General features: G+C 70.8%; 13 protein-coding genes. 5 read left to right on the top strand and 8 right to left on the bottom strand.

What is annotated here, in order from left to right; translation table 11 throughout:
- Positions 1-26: 26 nt before the first annotated feature.
- Positions 27-1,472: an acyltransferase family protein gene (locus BOQ63_RS23570; RefSeq protein WP_072654917.1), complete on the bottom strand. Its 1,446-nt coding sequence runs from the start codon at positions 1,470-1,472 to the stop codon at positions 27-29.
- 182 nt (positions 1,473-1,654) lie between these two features.
- Here BOQ63_RS23570 and BOQ63_RS23565 point away from each other — a divergent pair, with 182 nt between their 5' ends.
- Positions 1,655-2,878 carry a GNAT family N-acetyltransferase gene (locus BOQ63_RS23565; protein WP_030278281.1) on the top strand — a complete coding sequence of 408 codons (1,224 nt, stop codon included), beginning with the start codon at positions 1,655-1,657 and terminating at the stop codon, positions 2,876-2,878.
- Positions 2,879-2,926: 48 nt separating this feature from the next.
- Here the strand turns inward: BOQ63_RS23565 and dnaB are convergent, their stop codons facing one another.
- Positions 2,927-4,546, bottom strand: a complete 1,620-nt coding sequence (dnaB, locus tag BOQ63_RS23560; protein WP_072654916.1) for a replicative DNA helicase — start codon at positions 4,544-4,546, stop codon at positions 2,927-2,929.
- Positions 4,547-4,999: 453 nt separating this feature from the next.
- On the opposite strand from dnaB, the gene BOQ63_RS23555 reads away from it, so the two are divergent.
- Positions 5,000-6,334, top strand: a complete 1,335-nt coding sequence (locus BOQ63_RS23555; protein WP_030278279.1) for an MATE family efflux transporter — start codon at positions 5,000-5,002, stop codon at positions 6,332-6,334.
- 103 nt (positions 6,335-6,437) lie between these two features.
- Here BOQ63_RS23555 and rplI read toward each other — a convergent pair whose 3' ends face one another.
- From rplI to rpsF, 4 genes are all read right to left on the bottom strand, one after another.
- Positions 6,438-6,884 carry a 50S ribosomal protein L9 gene (rplI, locus tag BOQ63_RS23550; RefSeq protein ID WP_030278278.1) on the bottom strand — a complete coding sequence of 149 codons (447 nt, stop codon included), beginning with the start codon at positions 6,882-6,884 and terminating at the stop codon, positions 6,438-6,440.
- Between the two features lie 17 nt (positions 6,885-6,901).
- Positions 6,902-7,138: a 30S ribosomal protein S18 gene (gene rpsR / locus BOQ63_RS23545; protein ID WP_030059640.1), complete on the bottom strand. Its 237-nt coding sequence runs from the start codon at positions 7,136-7,138 to the stop codon at positions 6,902-6,904.
- Positions 7,139-7,216: 78 nt separating this feature from the next.
- Positions 7,217-7,813: a single-stranded DNA-binding protein gene (locus BOQ63_RS23540; protein WP_030278277.1), complete on the bottom strand. Its 597-nt coding sequence runs from the start codon at positions 7,811-7,813 to the stop codon at positions 7,217-7,219.
- A 96-nt stretch (positions 7,814-7,909) separates the two neighbouring features.
- On the bottom strand, positions 7,910-8,200 hold the full coding sequence (rpsF, locus tag BOQ63_RS23535; protein ID WP_030278276.1) for a 30S ribosomal protein S6: 291 nt from the start codon (positions 8,198-8,200) through the stop codon (positions 7,910-7,912).
- Positions 8,201-8,517: 317 nt separating this feature from the next.
- On the opposite strand from rpsF, the gene BOQ63_RS23530 reads away from it, so the two are divergent.
- The 3 genes from BOQ63_RS23530 to BOQ63_RS23520 all read left to right on the top strand — a co-directional run bounded on the left by BOQ63_RS23530 (position 8,518) and on the right by BOQ63_RS23520 (position 11,152).
- The gene (locus tag BOQ63_RS23530) at positions 8,518-8,817 is read left to right on the top strand and encodes a hypothetical protein (protein ID WP_030552096.1); all 300 of its coding nucleotides are present in this window, start codon (positions 8,518-8,520) and stop codon (positions 8,815-8,817) included.
- Between the two features lie 168 nt (positions 8,818-8,985).
- Positions 8,986-10,104 (top strand): lipid II:glycine glycyltransferase FemX, encoded by a 1,119-nt coding sequence (locus BOQ63_RS23525; protein ID WP_030278274.1) that lies wholly within the window; start codon positions 8,986-8,988, stop codon positions 10,102-10,104.
- Between the two features lie 13 nt (positions 10,105-10,117).
- Complete coding sequence (locus BOQ63_RS23520; RefSeq protein WP_030278273.1) at positions 10,118-11,152, top strand: alanine racemase; 1,035 nt, start codon at positions 10,118-10,120, stop codon at positions 11,150-11,152.
- Between the two features lie 27 nt (positions 11,153-11,179).
- On the opposite strand, the gene BOQ63_RS23515 is transcribed toward BOQ63_RS23520, so the two are convergent.
- Positions 11,180-12,763: a glycosyltransferase family 87 protein gene (locus BOQ63_RS23515; protein WP_030278272.1), complete on the bottom strand. Its 1,584-nt coding sequence runs from the start codon at positions 12,761-12,763 to the stop codon at positions 11,180-11,182.
- 169 nt (positions 12,764-12,932) lie between these two features.
- Complete coding sequence (locus BOQ63_RS23510) at positions 12,933-15,587, bottom strand: transglycosylase domain-containing protein (protein WP_072654915.1); 2,655 nt, start codon at positions 15,585-15,587, stop codon at positions 12,933-12,935.
- Positions 15,588-15,887: the final 300 nt, after the last annotated feature.

Here is a 15,887-nt window from a genome sequence, read left to right as displayed (position 1 = left end):
GGCCCTTGCTCGCAACTCTCAGCCGGTCAGCGGTCCCGTGAACCGGGCCCGCCCGCACCGACCTCGACCGGTACCGGCTCCACGGTCCGCTCCGGCGCAGCTGATGCCGGGCCGGGCACCGAAGGTGCGGCCGTGACCGGACCGGCCGGCACCGCGAACGCCAGCGCCGGAAGCTCGCCGCCCGGCCAGCGCCGGTCCGCCCACTTGCCCACCTTGCGGCCCAGCTTCTGGACCGGCAGCTCCACCAGCTTGTACATGAGCCAGCTCGCGATCATGATCACGGCCAGGTACTCGGCCGTCCAGATCACCTTGCCGCTGGTCGTCGGGGGCACCTTGGGCACGTCCAGCGCGTAGTGCAGGGTGTGCAGCACCGGGACGTGCAGCAGGTAGAGCGAGAAGCTGATCCCACCGAGCCAGGTCAGCGGCTTCGGGAAGCGGCGCTTGCGCAGCGCGAAGCCGATCCCGAAGGTGATCCAGGCCCCGACGAAGGAGCCGGCCCAGGCCCGCGGCCCGGCCGTCCAGGTGTTGTTCTCCATGCCGTTGCGGTTGTAGAACCACGCGACGGCCACGCCGGCGGCGAGCACGAAGCCGCAGCAGAGCACCGCCTGCAGCCGGTCGATCTGGCCCTTCTCGGCGCGGTAGACCACGGTGCCCGCGAACATCGTCGCGAAGATCATCAGGGTCTCGAACATCGGAGCCCGGCTGTTGTTGTACATCAGCACGAAGGCCAGCAGGCCGAGCGTGATCGCCCCGACCCGGGTCAGGTTCGCCCGGCCGCTCAGCACGCAGGCGAAGGCGAAGAGCACGATCAGCACCGCGCCCCACACCAGGTGACGGGTCGAGGCGGCGTCGACGGTCATCGTGTGGGAGGCGATCGAGGTGCCGAAGAGCACCGCGACCGCGGCGAAACCGACCGCGATCGGACCGCTGCGGCGGTGCTGACCGACCGCGAAGAGCGCGGTGACCATGTAGTAGAACGCCATCTCGTAGCTGAGCGTCCACATCACGCCCAGGCCGTTCCAGACGCCCATGAAGTCCTGCAGCATGGTCGCGTTGGCGGCCACGGCCACGTAGTTGTGGCCGGTCGCGAAGAGCGCGACCGAGCCGTCACCCTTCGGGATGATCGCCAGCGCCACCGCTATGCCGATGATCACCGGCGGCCAGAGCCGGAAGAACCGGCCGATCCAGAACGCCCGCACGTTCCCGCGGCGCTCCAGCGAGGCCGGGATGATGTAGCCGCTGACCAGGAAGAACAGCATGACGCCGTACAGGCCGAGGTCCGCGTGCCACCAGACGAAGGCGGCCAGGCGGTCCGGCAGCAGTTTCAGCACGTCGAAGTGGTGCAGGGCGACCACGAGGGCGGCCACGCCGCGCAGCGCGTCGAGCCAGCCGAGTCGGGCAGCCGCCCCAGCCGTCTGGGACTGCTCGCTCCCCCGGCCCCTGCGGGCGGACAGCTGTCGTATCGTCTTCACGGCAGGGACAGTAGTCCATTGCGCCCCCGCCCCTCTCCGAAGCCGGTGCGGACGTCGCCACCCTGTCCACCCGAGTCGCCACCCCGCCGCCTAATTCGGTTGACCCCCGTCCCGGCGCGGGGCTGGACTGTCGCGGGCGCCACGCACCGTGGGGCCGATACCCAGGGGAGGCAGCGGCAGCCATGGACATACGTTCCACGACCGATCAGGACCTCGACGTCTTCGTCGACACGCTCCACACCGCGTTCGGCCGCTTCCCTGAGACGCCGGCCGAGGACGGCGGCGGCGTCTGGTGGTCGGCGGTCGAACCGGACCGCGGCGTGCTGGCGGTGGCGGAGGACGGGCGGCCGGTCGGCACCGCCGCCGCGTACTCCTTCGAACTCACCCTGCCCGGCGGGGCCGTCGTCCCGGTCTCCGGCGTGAGCAACGTCGGCGTCCTACCCACCCACCGCCGGCGGGGCGTGCTCACGGCGATGATGCGCCACCAGCTCGCCGGGCTGCGGGCCCGCGGGGAGTTCCTCTCCGTGCTGCTGGCCTCCGAGGCACCGATCTACGGCCGGTTCGGCTACGGTCCGGCGACCTACACCGGGAACCTGAAGGTCGCCCGCACCGGCGCCGCCCTCGACCTCCCCCGGGCGCGCGGCACCGCCGCCGACGCTCCGGACCGGGGCACGGTCGAGGTGCTGCGGCGCGCCGACTGCGGGGACCTCCTGGAGGAGCTCTACGACCGCTACCGCCGCGCCCAGCCCGGCGCGCTCTCCCGGCCGCCCCGCTGGTGGGCCCTGGGCGCGGGACAGCCGCCGGTCTCCCGGGCACCGCGCTACGTCGCCGTCCACCGGGACGCCGACGGCCACCCGGACGGGTACGCCACCTACACCGTCGACGGCGAGACCCTGAAGGTGGACGAGACGATCACCGTCGACGACGCCGTCACAACGGCCCTGGTCCGGTTCCTGCTCGCCCACGACCTGGTCACCCAGGTGCTCTTCAAGCACTTCCCGCCCGGGCACCCACTGCGCTGGCAGCTCGTGGACTTCCGCGCCGCCGAGGCGAGCTACGACACCGACTGGCTCTGGGTACGGCTGCTGGACGTCCCGCAGGCGCTGACCGCCCGCGGCTGGTCCGCCGACGGCGAGCTCGTGCTCGACGTCGACGATCCGTTCCTCGGCGAGCGGGCCCGCCACCTGCTGACCGTCCGGGACGGCAAGGCCGAGTGCGTCCCGACCGACCGGGAGCCCGACCTCTCGCTGGACGTGCGCGACCTCGGCTCGGTCTACCTCGGCGGCACCGCCCCGAGCACCCTGGTGCGGGCCGGACACCTCCGGGCCCACCGCCCGGAGGCGGCCGCCCTGGCCGACGCCCTGTTCCGCGCCGAGCGCGCCCCACACTGCCTGCACTGGTTCTGACCGGCACCGACCGCGGTGGTCGCCCGTCGGGTGACCACCGCGGCGGGGTCAGTCCCTGGTCATGTCGACGAAGCGCGAGTAGTGGCCCTGGAAGGCGACCGTGATGGTGGCGGTCGGGCCGTTACGGTGCTTGGCGACGATCAGGTCGGCCTCGCCCGCGCGCGGGGACTCCTTCTCGTAGGCGTCCTCGCGGTGCAGCAGGATGACCATGTCGGCGTCCTGCTCGATGGAGCCGGACTCGCGCAGGTCGGAGACCATCGGCCGCTTGTCGGTGCGCTGTTCGGGACCACGGTTCAGCTGGGACAGCGCGATGACCGGGACTTCCAGCTCCTTGGCCAGCAGCTTCAGGTTCCGGGACATGTCCGAGACCTCCTGCTGGCGGTTCTCGGCCCGGCGGGAGCCGCCGGACTGCATCAGCTGGAGGTAGTCGATGACGATCAGCTTGATGTCGTTGCGCTGCTTGAGCCGGCGGCACTTGGCGCGGATCTCCATCATCGACAGGTTCGGCGAGTCGTCGATGAACAGCGGCGCCTCGCTGACGTCGGGCATCCGGCGGGCGACCCTGGTCCAGTCGTCGTCCGTCATGTTGCCCGACCGCATGTGGTGCAGCGCGACCCGGGCCTCGGCGGAGAGCAGGCGCATGGCGATCTCGTTGCGGCCCATTTCGAGCGAGAAGATCACGCTCGGCAGCTTGTGGTGGATCGAGCAGGCCCGGGCGAAGTCCAGCGCCAGGGTGGACTTGCCCATGGCGGGACGGGCCGCGATGACGATCATCTGGCCGGGGTGCAGGCCGTTGGTGAGCTGGTCGAAGTCGGCGAAGCCGGTCGGCACGCCGGACATCTGGCCGTTGCGGGAGCCGATCGCCTCGATCTCGTCGAGGGCGCCCTCCATGATGTCGGCCAGCGGCGCGTAGTCCTCGTTGGTGCGCTGCTCGGTGACGGCGTAGATCTCCGCCTGGGCGGCGTTGACGATCTCGTCCACGTCGCCCTCGGCCGCGTAGCCCATGCCGGCGATCCGGGTGCCGGCCTCGACCAGGCGGCGCAGCACGGCGCGCTCGTGGACGATCTGGGCGTAGTACTCCGCGTTGGCCGCGGTCGGGACGGAGTTGACCAGGGTGTGCAGGTAGGGGGCGCCGCCGACGCGCTGCAGCTCGCCGCGCTTGGTGAGCTCGCCGGCCACGGTGATCGGGTCGGCCGGCTCGCCGCGGGCGTACAGGTCGAGGATCGCGCCGTGGATCATCTCGTGCGCGGGCCGGTAGTAGTCGGCGGGCTTGAGCACCTCGACCACGTCGGCGATGGCGTCCTTGGACAGCAGCATGCCGCCCAGGACGGACTGCTCCGCGGCGAGGTCCTGCGGGGGGACCCGCTCGAAGCCGTCGACGCCGCCCTGGCCCCCGTCGTCCCGGTGGCCCCGGTCGTCCCGGCGGTCGCCCTTCTTGCCGTTGGGACTGAACCCGGCGCCGCCCTTGCGGAAGCCCTCGCCCCGACCACCGCCCTGGCCGTTGCCGCCCTGGCCGTTGCCGCGGTTGCGGGAGACCGGGAGCCGGTCGCCGGGCCCGTCCGGGAAGGGTGCGTCGTCGAAGACTCCGGCCGGGAAGGGGTCCTCGGCGTTCTGCCAGTCCTCCTCCGGCGGCGGGGCGTCGTGGTCGTCGTACTGGGGGCCGGTCACGCGTGTTCCCCGATCAGCGAGTGGTGCGAAGTTGGAGCGGGCCTTGCCGGTGGCTGGGGTGGAGCGGAGCCGCTCCTTTTGTACGCCACGGCACCGACAAATCGGACGCCGGGGCCGGTGGGAGTGTCGGGTGGAGAGCCCACGCTAAGGTGCCGGACGCCCTCGCGCCAAGACGGTTATCCACAGGGGGTGTGGACGAGTGGCCCCGGGCTGTGGAGAACTGCCGCAAAGCTGTGGACACCCCTGTGGAAGCTCCTGTGGATAACCGGACGATCGATCCACCGTCAACCTGTTGACCTGCGATTACCTCTTCCCGGGGCTGTGCATGAGAAATTCTTCACACACATCCGGGCGGCTGTGGGCGCGGACCGGACGGAGCCGGTCGCCCGGGCTTTCGAGTAATGATCAATATGGCCAGTGGACTATTACCTGTGGATGAGTACCCTGGAGCGCATGAGCACCGCCACCTCCGAGCCCTCCGGACGCAGCCACGACCGCGAGATCCTCGCCCTGGCGGTGCCCGCCTTCGGCGCGCTGGTCGCCGAGCCGCTGTTCCTGATGGCCGACTCCGCGATCGTCGGCCACCTCGGCACGCCCCAGCTCGCCGGCGTCGGCGTCGCCTCCGCCGCCCTCACCACCGCGACCGGGGTGTTCGTCTTCCTCGCCTACGCCACGACCGCCGCGGTGGCCCGCCGGATCGGCGCCGGGGACCGCCGGGGCGCCGTCCAACAGGGCGTCGACGGCCTCTGGCTCGCTCTCGGCCTGGCCGTCCCGGTGGTCCTGCTCACCCTGCTGCTGGCGCCCTGGGCCGCCGGGGTGCTGGGCGCCTCGCCGACCGCGGCGCCGTACGCCGTGACGTACCTGCGGATCAGTTCCCTGGGCATCCCGGCGATGCTCCTGGTGCTCGCCGCCACCGGCGTGCTACGCGGCCTCCAGGACACCCGCACCCCGCTGGTGGTGGCCGTCGCGGGCTTCACCGCCAACATCGGCCTGAACGCCGGGCTGGTGTACGGCGCCGGGCTCGGGGTGGCCGGCTCGGCCTGGGGCACGGTGCTGGCCCAGACCGGGATGGCCGCCGTCTACCTGGTCGTGGTGGTCCGCGGCGCCCGGCGGGAGCAGGCCTCACTGCGGCCGGACCCGGCCGGCATCCGGGCCGGTGCCAGGGCGGGCGGCCCGCTGCTGGTCCGGACGGTCAGCCTGCGCGCGGTACTGATGATCGCCACCGCGGTGGCCGCCCGGCTCGGCGACGACCAGGTGGCCGCGCACCAGATCACCATGACGCTGTTCAGCTTCCTGGCCTTCGCACTGGACGCCATCGCGATCGCCGGGCAGGCCGTCATCGGCCGCTACCTGGGCGCCTCGGACGTTCCGGGGGCCCGCGCGGCCACCCGGCGGATGGTCGAGTGGGGCGTCGGCTCCGGAGTGGTGCTCGGTCTGCTGGTGGTGCTCGCCCGCCCGCTGTACGTCCCGCTGTTCACGCCCGATCCGGTCGTCCAGGGGCAGTTGCACACCGCCCTGCTGCTGCTCGCGCTCAGCCAGCCGGTGGCCGGACTGGTCTTCGTGCTGGACGGCGTGCTGATGGGCGCCGGGGACGGCCCGTACCTCGCCCGGGCGGCGCTCGCGACCCTGGCGGTGTTCACCCCGGCGGCCTTCGCGGTGCCGGCCACCGGCACCGGGCTGGCCGGGCTGTGGTGGGCGATGGACCTGTTCATGCTGGTCCGCGCGGTCTTCCTGGTCGCCCGCGCCCGGGGCGGCCGCTGGCTGGTCACCGGGGCCGTCCGGAGCTGAACGGCACGCCCGGCCCGGGAACGGAACCACCGCGGTCGATCCGGGGAACGACCGAGGGCCGGACTCCTCGCGGAGTCCGGCCCTCAGGCCACTGCTACGGAACTCAGGCAGCCACGACGGCGACGTCGAGGTTGGCCACGACGTCCGAGTGCAGCTTGACCGAGACCTTGTGGGTGCCCACGGTCTTGATCGGCGAGGCGATCGCGACGGCGCGCTTGTCCACGGCCGGGCCACCGGCGGCCTTGATGGCCTCGACGACGTCGGCCTGGGTCACCGAGCCGAACAGACGGCCGGCGTCACCCGAGCGAACGGCCAGCTTGACCTGGACGCCCTCGAGCTTGCCCTTGACGTCGTTGGCGGCGTCGAGGGTCTGGATCTCGTGGATCTTCCGGGCGCGACGGATGGCGTCGACGTCCTTCTGACCGCCCTTGGTCCAGCGGATGGCGTAGCCACGCGGGACCAGGTAGTTGCGGGCGTAGCCGTCCTTGACCTCGACGACCTCGCCGGCGGAGCCGAGACCCGGCACCTCGTGAGTGAGGATGATCTTCATTACTCGGTCACCCTCTCTTAGCGCGCGGTGCTGGTGTAGGGCAGCAGCGCCATCTCACGGCTGTTCTTCACGGCCGTGGCGACGTCACGCTGGTGCTGGGTGCAGTTGCCGGTGACCCGGCGGGCACGGATCTTGCCGCGGTCGGAGATGTACTTCCGCAGCAGGTTCGTGTCCTTGTAGTCAACGTAGTTGACCTTGTCCTTGCAGAAGACGCAAACCTTCTTCTTCGGCTTGCGAGCAGGCGGCTTCGCCATGGTGTGCTCCATTTGGGGTTCACGGCCCGACCGGCGTCCGGGGACGCCTGCGGCCGGGCCGCACGAAATCTGTCAGCTCTAGAACGGGGGCTCTTCCGAGTAGCCGCCGCCGGACGGGGCACCGCCCCAGCCGCCGCCACCCTGGTTACCACCGGACGGGGCGCTGGACGCCCACGGGTCGTCGGAGGGGCCGGACTGGCCGCCGCCGGAGTTTCCACCCCAGCCGCCGCCCTGCTGGCCGCCACCGCCGCTCCAACCGCCCTGGCCGCCGCCCTGCTGGCCGCCGAAGCCGCCACCGGGGGCGCCGGACCGGTTGGCCCGGGTGACCTTCGCGGTCGCCGAACGCAGGCTCGGGCCGACCTCGTCGACCTCGACCTCGAAGACCGTCCGCTTCTCGCCTTCCTTGGTCTCGTAAGACCGCTGGCGCAGTCGGCCCTGCACGATGACGCGCATGCCCCGCTGCAGCGACTCGGCCACGTTCTCCGCCGGCTGACGCCAGACGTTGCACGTGAGGAAGAGGCTCTCGCCGTCCTTCCACTCGTTCGTCTGACGGTCGAAGGTGCGGGGGGTGGACGCGATGCGGAACTTCGCGACCGCCGCACCCGACGGGGTGAAGCGCAGCTCGGGGTCGTCGACGAGATTGCCGACGAGGGTGATGACGGTCTCGCCTGCCATGGTGGTGATGACCTCTCGGGAAGATGTCCGTTCACCGCTGTTTCACGTGAAACAGCGGACGCGAGCTACCCGAGACCCGAAGGCCTCAGAGGTGGCTCAGTGGGTGTCCGGGCGCAGGACCTTGGTCCGCAGAACCGACTCGCTCAGGCCCAGCTGGCGGTCGAGCTCCTTGACGACCTCAGGCGTGGCCTTGAGGTCGATGACCGAGTAGATGCCCTCGGACTGCTTGTTGATCTCGTAAGCCAGACGGCGACGACCCCAGGTGTCGACCTTCTCGACCTTGCCACCGCCGTTGCGGACGACGGCGAGGAAGGACTCGATCAGGGGGGAGACAGCGCGCTCCTCGACCGAGGGGTCGAGGATGACCATCAGCTCGTAGTGACGCATGAGTAACCCACCTCCTTTGGACTCAGCGGCCACGGTCTCTCCGTGGCAGGAGGGTTGTGCGTAGCGTCGGCACCGGTGCGGTGACGACTCCGGGCCCACCGTAGCGGCCGGGTCGGACAGTCGGGCTCCGCACCCGGAAAGGGTGTCACCCGAAAGAGGGCGCAAGGGGGCACAACTACACCAGTGCAGACGGCACAGCCTACCTGCACCCGGACGGCCGAACAAAACGCATAGGGGTTGTGAGACGGACCCAACCGCCGCAATCTGGACGGAACGGGATTCCTGCTCGTTCGTCTCCACGCCAGGAGGTGGGACTCATGGCCCAGTCCGTCCACCGCATGCCCGCTCTCACCCTGAACACCGACGGCCACCCGCACCCCCGCGAGAACACCCTGGTGGCACTGACCACCGTGCTGGGCGTGATCGCCTTCACCAGCTCGTTCTTCCACAACCTGCACCTGCTGTCGTCGTGGACCGGCCTGGCCGGGATCGTCACCGGCCTGTGGGGCGTGTTCGTCTCGGTCACCACCGCCGAACGCTTCGTACTGATGATCACGCTCGGCGCCTCCGCGATCGGCTTCTACCTCGGGATCGCGCGCGGCGGCCTCTGGGGCTGACCGCACCACCCCAGGAACCCTCGGCGCCCCCGTCGCGTATCTGCAAGCAGACAGGTACCCGACGGGGGCGCCGTCGTGCCCGCAGCAGCGGACGCCCGGGCCCCGGACGATAAGGTCAGCCCGAGAACCTGGGGCCACCGCAGCCCGACCGACGAGGAGCACCGAGCAATGAGCCTGCGCCTGAGGACGATCACCCGCGAGGAGCACCTCGCCTTCATCAGGAGCCGCGCCTCGGCCAGCCACATGCAGGTGCCGGCCTGGGGTGACGTGAAGGCCGAGTGGCGCTCCGAGTCGATCGGCTGGTTCGACGAGCACAACCAGCTGGTCGGCGCCGGCCTGGTGCTCTACCGCCAGCTGCCGAAGCTCAAGCGCTACCTCGCCTACCTGCCCGAGGGCCCGGTGATCGACTGGTTCGACCGCGACCTCGACCGCTGGCTGTCCCCGATGCTGGCGCACCTGAAGGCGCAGGGCGCCTTCTCGGTGAAGATGGGCCCGCCGGTGGTCATCCGCCGCTGGAACGCCGCCACCATCAAGGAGGCCATCGCCGCCAAGCAGGCCAAGCGGCTGCGCGACGTCGAGGCCGACTGGTACGAGGCACGCGCCTTCGAGGTGGCCGACCGGCTGCGCAAGGCCGGCTGGCTGCAGGGCGAGGACGGCGGGGCCGGCTTCGGCGACGTCCAGCCGCGCTACGTGTACCAGGTGCCGCTGGCCAACCGCTCGCTGGACGACATCCAGAAGGGCTTCAACCAGCTCTGGCGCCGCAACATCAAGAAGGCCGAGAAGAGCGGCGTCGAGGTGGTCCAGGGCGGCTACGACGAGCTGCCGATCTTCCACCAGCTCTACCTGGTCACCGCCGAGCGCGACAAGTTCACCCCGCGCCCGCTGGCCTACTTCCAGCGCATGTGGAACGCCCTCAACTCCGAGGACCCGAACCGGATGCGGCTCTACATCGCCTACCACGAGGGCGAGCCGCTGGCCTCGACCACGATGCTGGTGGTCGGCGAGCACGTCTGGTACTCCTACGGCGCCTCGGCCAACCACAAGCGCGAGGTCAAGCCCTCCAACGCGATCCAGTGGCGGATGATGCGCGACGCCTATGCCCTCGGCGGCGGGGTGTACGACCTGCGCGGCATCAGCGACACCCTGGACGAGAACGACCACCTGTTCGGTCTGATCCAGTTCAAGGTCGGCACCGGCGGCCAGGCGGCCGAGTACCTCGGCGAGTGGGACTTCCCGCTCAACAAGCTGCTGCACAAGGCCCTCGACCTCTACATGTCCCGCCGCTGAGGAGGCTGACCCGATGACGCTGTCGCTCTACCTCGACACCGAACGCTGGCGCACCCACCAGCGCTCCGTCCTCGCCGAGTTCCCCGGCCTGGTGCCGGTCGCCAAGGGGAACGGCTACGGCCTGGGCAACCACCGGCTGGCCGAGGAGGCGACGCTGCTGGGTACCGGTGTGCTGGCCGTCGGCACCGCCTACGAGGCGGCCGACGCCGCCGAGTGGTACGGCGGCGAGCTGCTGGTGCTCACCCCCTACCGGGTCGGCGAGGAGGTGCTCCCGCTGCCGCACGCCCGGGTGATCCGGACGGTGGCCAGCGTGGACGCGCTGCGCTCGCTGCACGGCGCCCGGGTGGTGCTGGAGTGCATGACCACCATGCGCCGGCACGGCGTGAGCGCGGCCGACCTGCGCACGGTCGCCGCCGAGCTGGACGGCGTCGCCTTCGAGGGCCTCGCGCTGCACCTGCCGATGGACCGGCCGGACGGCTCCAGCCCGGTCGAGGAGGTCGTGTACTGGGTGGACACCGCGAAGGCGGCCGGCATCCCCGTGCACACCGTCTTCGTCAGCCACCTGGGCGCGGCCGGCATGGACCAGCTGTCCCAGCGCTACCCGGACACCGTCTTCCGGGCCCGGATCGGCACCCGGCTCTGGCTGGGCGACCACGGCGCACTGGAGGTCCGGGCCACGGTGCTGGACGTCACCCCGGTGCGGAAGGGCGACCGCTACGGCTACCGCCAGCACCCGGCGCCCGCCGACGGCCACATCCTGGTGGTCGCCGGCGGTACCGCGCACGGCATCGGTCTGGAGGCGCCCAAGTACGTGGCGAGCATGGGCGCCCGGGCCAAGGGCATCGCCCGGGCCGGCCTGGCGACCGTCAACAAGACCAAGTCGCCGTTCCACTGGGCGGGCAAGCAGCTCTGGTTCGCCGAGCCGCCGCACATGCAGGTCTCCCTGCTGTTCCTGGACGGGGAGACCGCGCCCCCGGCGATCGGCGAGGAGCTGGGCCTCCAGGTCCGGCACACCACCACCCACTTCGACCGCGTGGTGGACCGCTAGGACCGCCCCCCTGGCGCTCGGCTCGCGCTAGGGCTGCTCCCCGGCCGGCTCCGACAGCCGTGGCTCTTCCAGCCACTGCTCGAAGGAGCCGGCCGGCGCGTATCCGGCGTAGCTCTCGTCCTCGTGGAGGTGCCGGGCGGTGCCGAGGGTGAAGGCGTCGGGGGCCCGGTCGAGCACCCCGCCGGAGGGGTCGTCGCTGCCGTCCCAGCGGACCGGGTCCCGGTCCGGGTGGAGGGCGTCGCGGACCACCAGCACGACCAGGTAGAGCGTGCCGAGCAGGTGCAGCACGATCGCGAAGTGGTACCAGGGCTCGCCGATCCCGTGCTGCTTGGGCCCGGTCACGAAGCCCAGGTGGGACCAGATGCCGAGGGTGTACAGCACCTCGCAGGCCTGCCAGATCAGGATGTCGCGCCAGCGCGGCCGGGCCAGCGCCGCGAGCGGCAGCAGCCAGAGCGCGTACTGCGGCGAGTACACCTTGTTGACCAGCACGAACAGCGCGACGACCAGGAAGGCCAGCTGCGCGAACCGCGGCCGGCGGGGCGCCGAGAGGCCGAGCCACGCCGTGGCGGCGCAGCCCAGCACCATCAGCACGCCGATGTAGAGGTCGAGGTCGGCCAGCCCCACCCCGCGGTTCTGCATCAGGATCAGCCAGAACGAGCCGTAGTCCTCGCCGCGGTGCTCGCTGAAGACGTAGAAGGTCGACCAGCCCTGCCAGTTGGCCAGCATGATCGGCAGGTTGACCACCAGCCAGGCGCCCACCGCGCCGCCGAGCACCGCCCGGAACTCGCGCCACTTCCCGGCCCGCCAGCAGAGCACCAGCAGCGGGCCGAGCAGCAGCAGCGGATAGAGCTTGGCCGCGGTGGCCAGGCCGATGAAGACGCCGGCCCAGCCCGGCCGGGAGTGGGCCCACCAGGCCATCGCCACGGCCGCCAGGGCGACCGCGAGCAGGTCCCAGTTGACGGTGCCGTTGAGCAGCACGATCGGCGAGAGCGCGAACAGCATCGCGTCCCAGGGGCGGCGGCGGTGGGTGCGCGAGAGCGCGACCGCGGCGACCACCGCGCAGGCCATCAGCAGCCCGGCGTTGATCACCCAGAACCACTGCTCCTGGGACTGCTCGGTGCCGCCACCGGGCGTCAGCCAGGCCGCGACCTGCATGAACAGGCCGGTCAGCACCGGGTATTCGAGGTACTGCAGGTCCCCCGTGGTGCCGGGGATGCGGTCCACGTACGGGTGCAGCCCGGCCGAGAAGCCGCGGCCGGAGAACAGGTGCGGGATGTCGCTGTAGCAGGCGTGGATGTACTGCGGCGACCCCGGCTGGAACCAGGCCTGGTCGTAGCAGGGCAGGTCGTGCACCATGCCGAGCGCCGAGACCACGATCACCACGAGCGCCAGGACGCGCACCGGGATCCACCAGGAGACGCCGAGCAGCGCCCGCCGCCCCGGCGGGCCGCCGAACACCTCGCTGCCGGCCGCCGCCACCCGGTCCTCGTCGGCCGGGACGACCACGGTGTTGGCCGGTGGCGCGGCCGTGGCGACGGCTGCCGGGGTGGGCCCTGCGGCGGCGCCGGGCCCGTGCGGGCCGGCGGTTTCGTCACGATCGCTCGACGTCATGCCGGACATCCTGCCGCACCGGATGCGCCGGGACGAGGAGGACCCCGCGTGCTCCGGCGGTGCGGCCGGGGTGCGGGCGGCGAATCGTGACGAAACGGCGGTGGCGGCCCTCCGAGGAGGACCGCCACCGCCGTTTCACCGTCTCGTCACCGGTCGGACCGGGGCCGGGCTACTGTCCGGCCGCTCCGCCGCCCTGGGTGCCGCCGGCGGTGCTGGACGGGGTCGGCTTGCCGCCGCCGGTGCCGCCGCCGGCACCGCCCCCTCCGGCGCCCCCTCCGCTGCTCCCGGTCGGTGACGACGAGGGGCAGCCGAAGATGATGTTGCCGCAGGAGGTGTCCGTCGGCTTCGGGGTGTGCCCGCCGCCGTGGGTCGGCGTCTGGGTCGGCTGGCAGTCCACGCCCGGCACGCAGTTCCCGCCCTGGGTGGGCTGGGTCGGCTGCTGGGTCGGCTGCTGGACCGGCGCCTGGGTCTGGACCGGGGCCGACGGGGTCTCCGTCGCGGTCTGGGTGGGCGTCGCGGTGGCCGTGGACGGCGCGCCCGAGGAGTCCACCTCGGTGCCGACCGGCTGCGGGGTCGGGAAGTCCATGTTCTTCTCGTTGGCCAGCGCGGCCTTCATGTACCGGGTGAAGATGTCGGTGGGGATGTCACCACCGTGGATGGACTGCTTGCCGCCGGTGCCGTTGAGCGACTCCCGGTCGTGCTTGCTCGGGTCCTCGCGCCACATGGCGACGCTGGTGACCAACTGCGGCGTGTAGCCGACCCACCAGGCCGACTTGTTCTCGTCGGTGGTACCGGTCTTGCCGGCCACCGGGCGGCCCAGCGCGTTGGTCTTCGAGCCGGTGCCGTTCTTGGCCACGTTCACCAGCACGTCGGTGACGTTGTCGGCGACGGCCGGCTCCAGCGCCGCCTTGACGTCCTTCTTGCCGAAGCCCGGGCGCTCCTTGCCGTCCACCTCGACCTTGGTGACCGAGTAGGGCTCGGCCTCCTTGCCGCTGGCCGCCAGGGTGCCGTAACCGGTGGCCATCCGGATCGGGCTGATGGTGGAGGTGCCGAGCGGGAAGGTCGCGGTCTTCGGGTCGGCCAGGCTCTCCCGCTTGATGCCCATCTGCACGGCCATGTCGGCCACGGCGGGGCCGCCGACGTCCTGGTTGAGCTGGACGAAGGGCACGTTGTACGACCACTGCATGGCCTGCCGCAGCGAGACGTAGCCGCGCTTTCCGGAGTCCTCGTTCTTCTGCCGGTAGGGCTTGCCGTCGTCGCCGATCACCAGCGAACCGTCCGGCTTGCGGATCTCGGACATGTCGTCGGCGAGGTAGCGGCTGTCGGCGTTGATCCGCTTGGGCTTGCCGTCGCTGTCCTTCGCGGTCTGCACGCCGACCTGCATGGCGGTGGCCAGCACGAAGGGCTTGAAGGTCGAGCCGACCTGGACGCCGTTCGCGTTGGCGTTGTTGTCGAAGTGGCCGTTCTCCACGCCGTCGCCGCCGTAGATGGCGACCATCGCTCCGTCGCCCGGCTTGATGCTGGCGGCGCCGAACTGGACGAAGGTGTCGTTGTTGGGGCGCTTCTGCGGGTCGAGGTTCTCGCCCTTGACGTCGTCGACGGCCTTCTTCAGGGCGTCGACCTTGTCCTTCTCGAAGGTGGTGTAGATCTTCAGGCCGCCCTTGTCGATCATCTGCTGGGTGATCGACTTGTCGGTGGTCATCACGTACTGGTTGGCGGTGTCGACCAGGTAGCTGATCTCACCGTTCATGTTGGAGCTGGCCTTCACCGGGATCGGCTCGGGGAAGGTGGTGCACTTCGCCCGCTCCTCCGGCGTGGTGTTGTGGGTGGTCACCATCCGGTCCAGGATCCACTTCCAGCGCTCCACGGCGCGGTCGTGGTTGGCCGGCTTGGAGGGGTCGTAGTAGTTCGCGCCCTTCAGTAGACCGGCCAGCATGGCGCTCTGGCAGAGGTTCAGGTCCTTGGCGTTGACGCCGTAGTACGCCTGGGCGGCGGCCTGGGCGCCGTTGGCGTTGCGACCGAACCAGCTGGTGTTGAGGTACCCCTTGAGGATGTCGTCCTTGCTCTTCTGCTGATTGATCTTCAGCGTGATGAAGAACTCCTTCAGCTTGCGGCTGATGGTCTGTTCCTGGCTGAGGTAGGCGTTCTTGACGTACTGCTGGGTGATCGTCGAGGCGCCCTGGGTCTCGCCGCCCTTCGCCATGTTGTAGACGGCGCGCAGCATGCCCTTGGGGTCGATGCCGCTGTCGGTGCGGAAGGTCTCGTTCTCCGCCGAGATGACGGCGTTCTGCAGGTTGGGGCTGATGTCGCTGAGCTCGACGATCTGGCGGTTGGTGTCGCCCTTGCGGGTCATCTCCGTGTTGTCGGCCCAGTAGTAGATGGTGTTCTGCTCCTTCACCAGGTCCTTGAGGTCCGGAACCGTGGTGGTCTCGTAGAGGTAGAACACGACGCCCACGCCGGTGGCGAAGAACAGCAGGAAGGCGCTCAGCCACTGCTTCCAGGACGGCAGCCAGCGCCGGACGCCGGTCTTGCCGAACCGCGGGTAGTCGATGAAGCGCTTCTTGCCCGGCCCGGCGGCGGCCGCGGCGGAGGCGGCTCCGCCGCGCCGGCCACCGCCCTTGCCCTTCTTCTGCGCGGCCTTGCGCATCTCGGCACGGCCCATCCGGGGCTGCTGGGCGGTCTCCCGGACGCCCGGCTGGCGTCGGCGACCGAGCCCGTCCGAGGCCAGCTCGTCGGGACCGGGACCACCCCGACGACCTCCGCCTCCCGGGGGCTGCTGCCCGTCACCGCCCGGGTTGGGCGTCCTTCGCCGTCGCTCGCTCATGTTCTCAGCCGCTCCTCGCCAGGCCTTGTCGGCCTGAAGGCAGGGTTCCTGTCCGATGCCCGGACCGCCCTAACCCCGGAGGTTGGTCCTCGTGCACACGCGACAGCGTACGCAGCACCGAAATACAACTAATCGGGCATCAGACGCCAATAACCGCAAAACGGCGACAGATCATTACATGCCCGTTGCCAACCCCACCCGCGCGTCGGCTTGTGATCACATTCACGCGTGCCCCCCTTGCCCGTTCCGGGGGTCGGGTTTACTGTTCTCGATATATCGAGCCGATACATCGAAGCGGTA

It is taken from the genome of Streptomyces viridifaciens (assembly GCF_001888885.2).
Taxonomy (GTDB): Bacteria; Actinomycetota; Actinomycetes; order Streptomycetales; family Streptomycetaceae; genus Kitasatospora; species Kitasatospora aureofaciens.
Note: the sequence above shows the minus strand (reverse complement) of the source record. Positions and strands in the feature narration are given on the sequence as shown.

Coding starts and splice junctions, on each gene's coding strand:
- BOQ63_RS23565 (WP_030278281.1), top strand. CDS start 1,655: ATGGACATACGTTCCACGACCGATCAGGACCTCGACGTCTTCGTCGAC.
- BOQ63_RS23555 (WP_030278279.1), top strand. CDS start 5,000: ATGAGCACCGCCACCTCCGAGCCCTCCGGACGCAGCCACGACCGCGAG.
- rplI (WP_030278278.1), bottom strand. CDS start 6,884: ATGAAGATCATCCTCACTCACGAGGTGCCGGGTCTCGGCTCCGCCGGC.
- rpsR (WP_030059640.1), bottom strand. CDS start 7,138: ATGGCGAAGCCGCCTGCTCGCAAGCCGAAGAAGAAGGTTTGCGTCTTC.
- BOQ63_RS23540 (WP_030278277.1), bottom strand. CDS start 7,813: ATGGCAGGCGAGACCGTCATCACCCTCGTCGGCAATCTCGTCGACGAC.
- rpsF (WP_030278276.1), bottom strand. CDS start 8,200: ATGCGTCACTACGAGCTGATGGTCATCCTCGACCCCTCGGTCGAGGAG.
- BOQ63_RS23530 (WP_030552096.1), top strand. CDS start 8,518: ATGGCCCAGTCCGTCCACCGCATGCCCGCTCTCACCCTGAACACCGAC.
- BOQ63_RS23525 (WP_030278274.1), top strand. CDS start 8,986: ATGAGCCTGCGCCTGAGGACGATCACCCGCGAGGAGCACCTCGCCTTC.
- BOQ63_RS23520 (WP_030278273.1), top strand. CDS start 10,118: ATGACGCTGTCGCTCTACCTCGACACCGAACGCTGGCGCACCCACCAG.
- BOQ63_RS23515 (WP_030278272.1), bottom strand. CDS start 12,763: ATGACGTCGAGCGATCGTGACGAAACCGCCGGCCCGCACGGGCCCGGC.
- BOQ63_RS23510 (WP_072654915.1), bottom strand. CDS start 15,587: ATGAGCGAGCGACGGCGAAGGACGCCCAACCCGGGCGGTGACGGGCAG.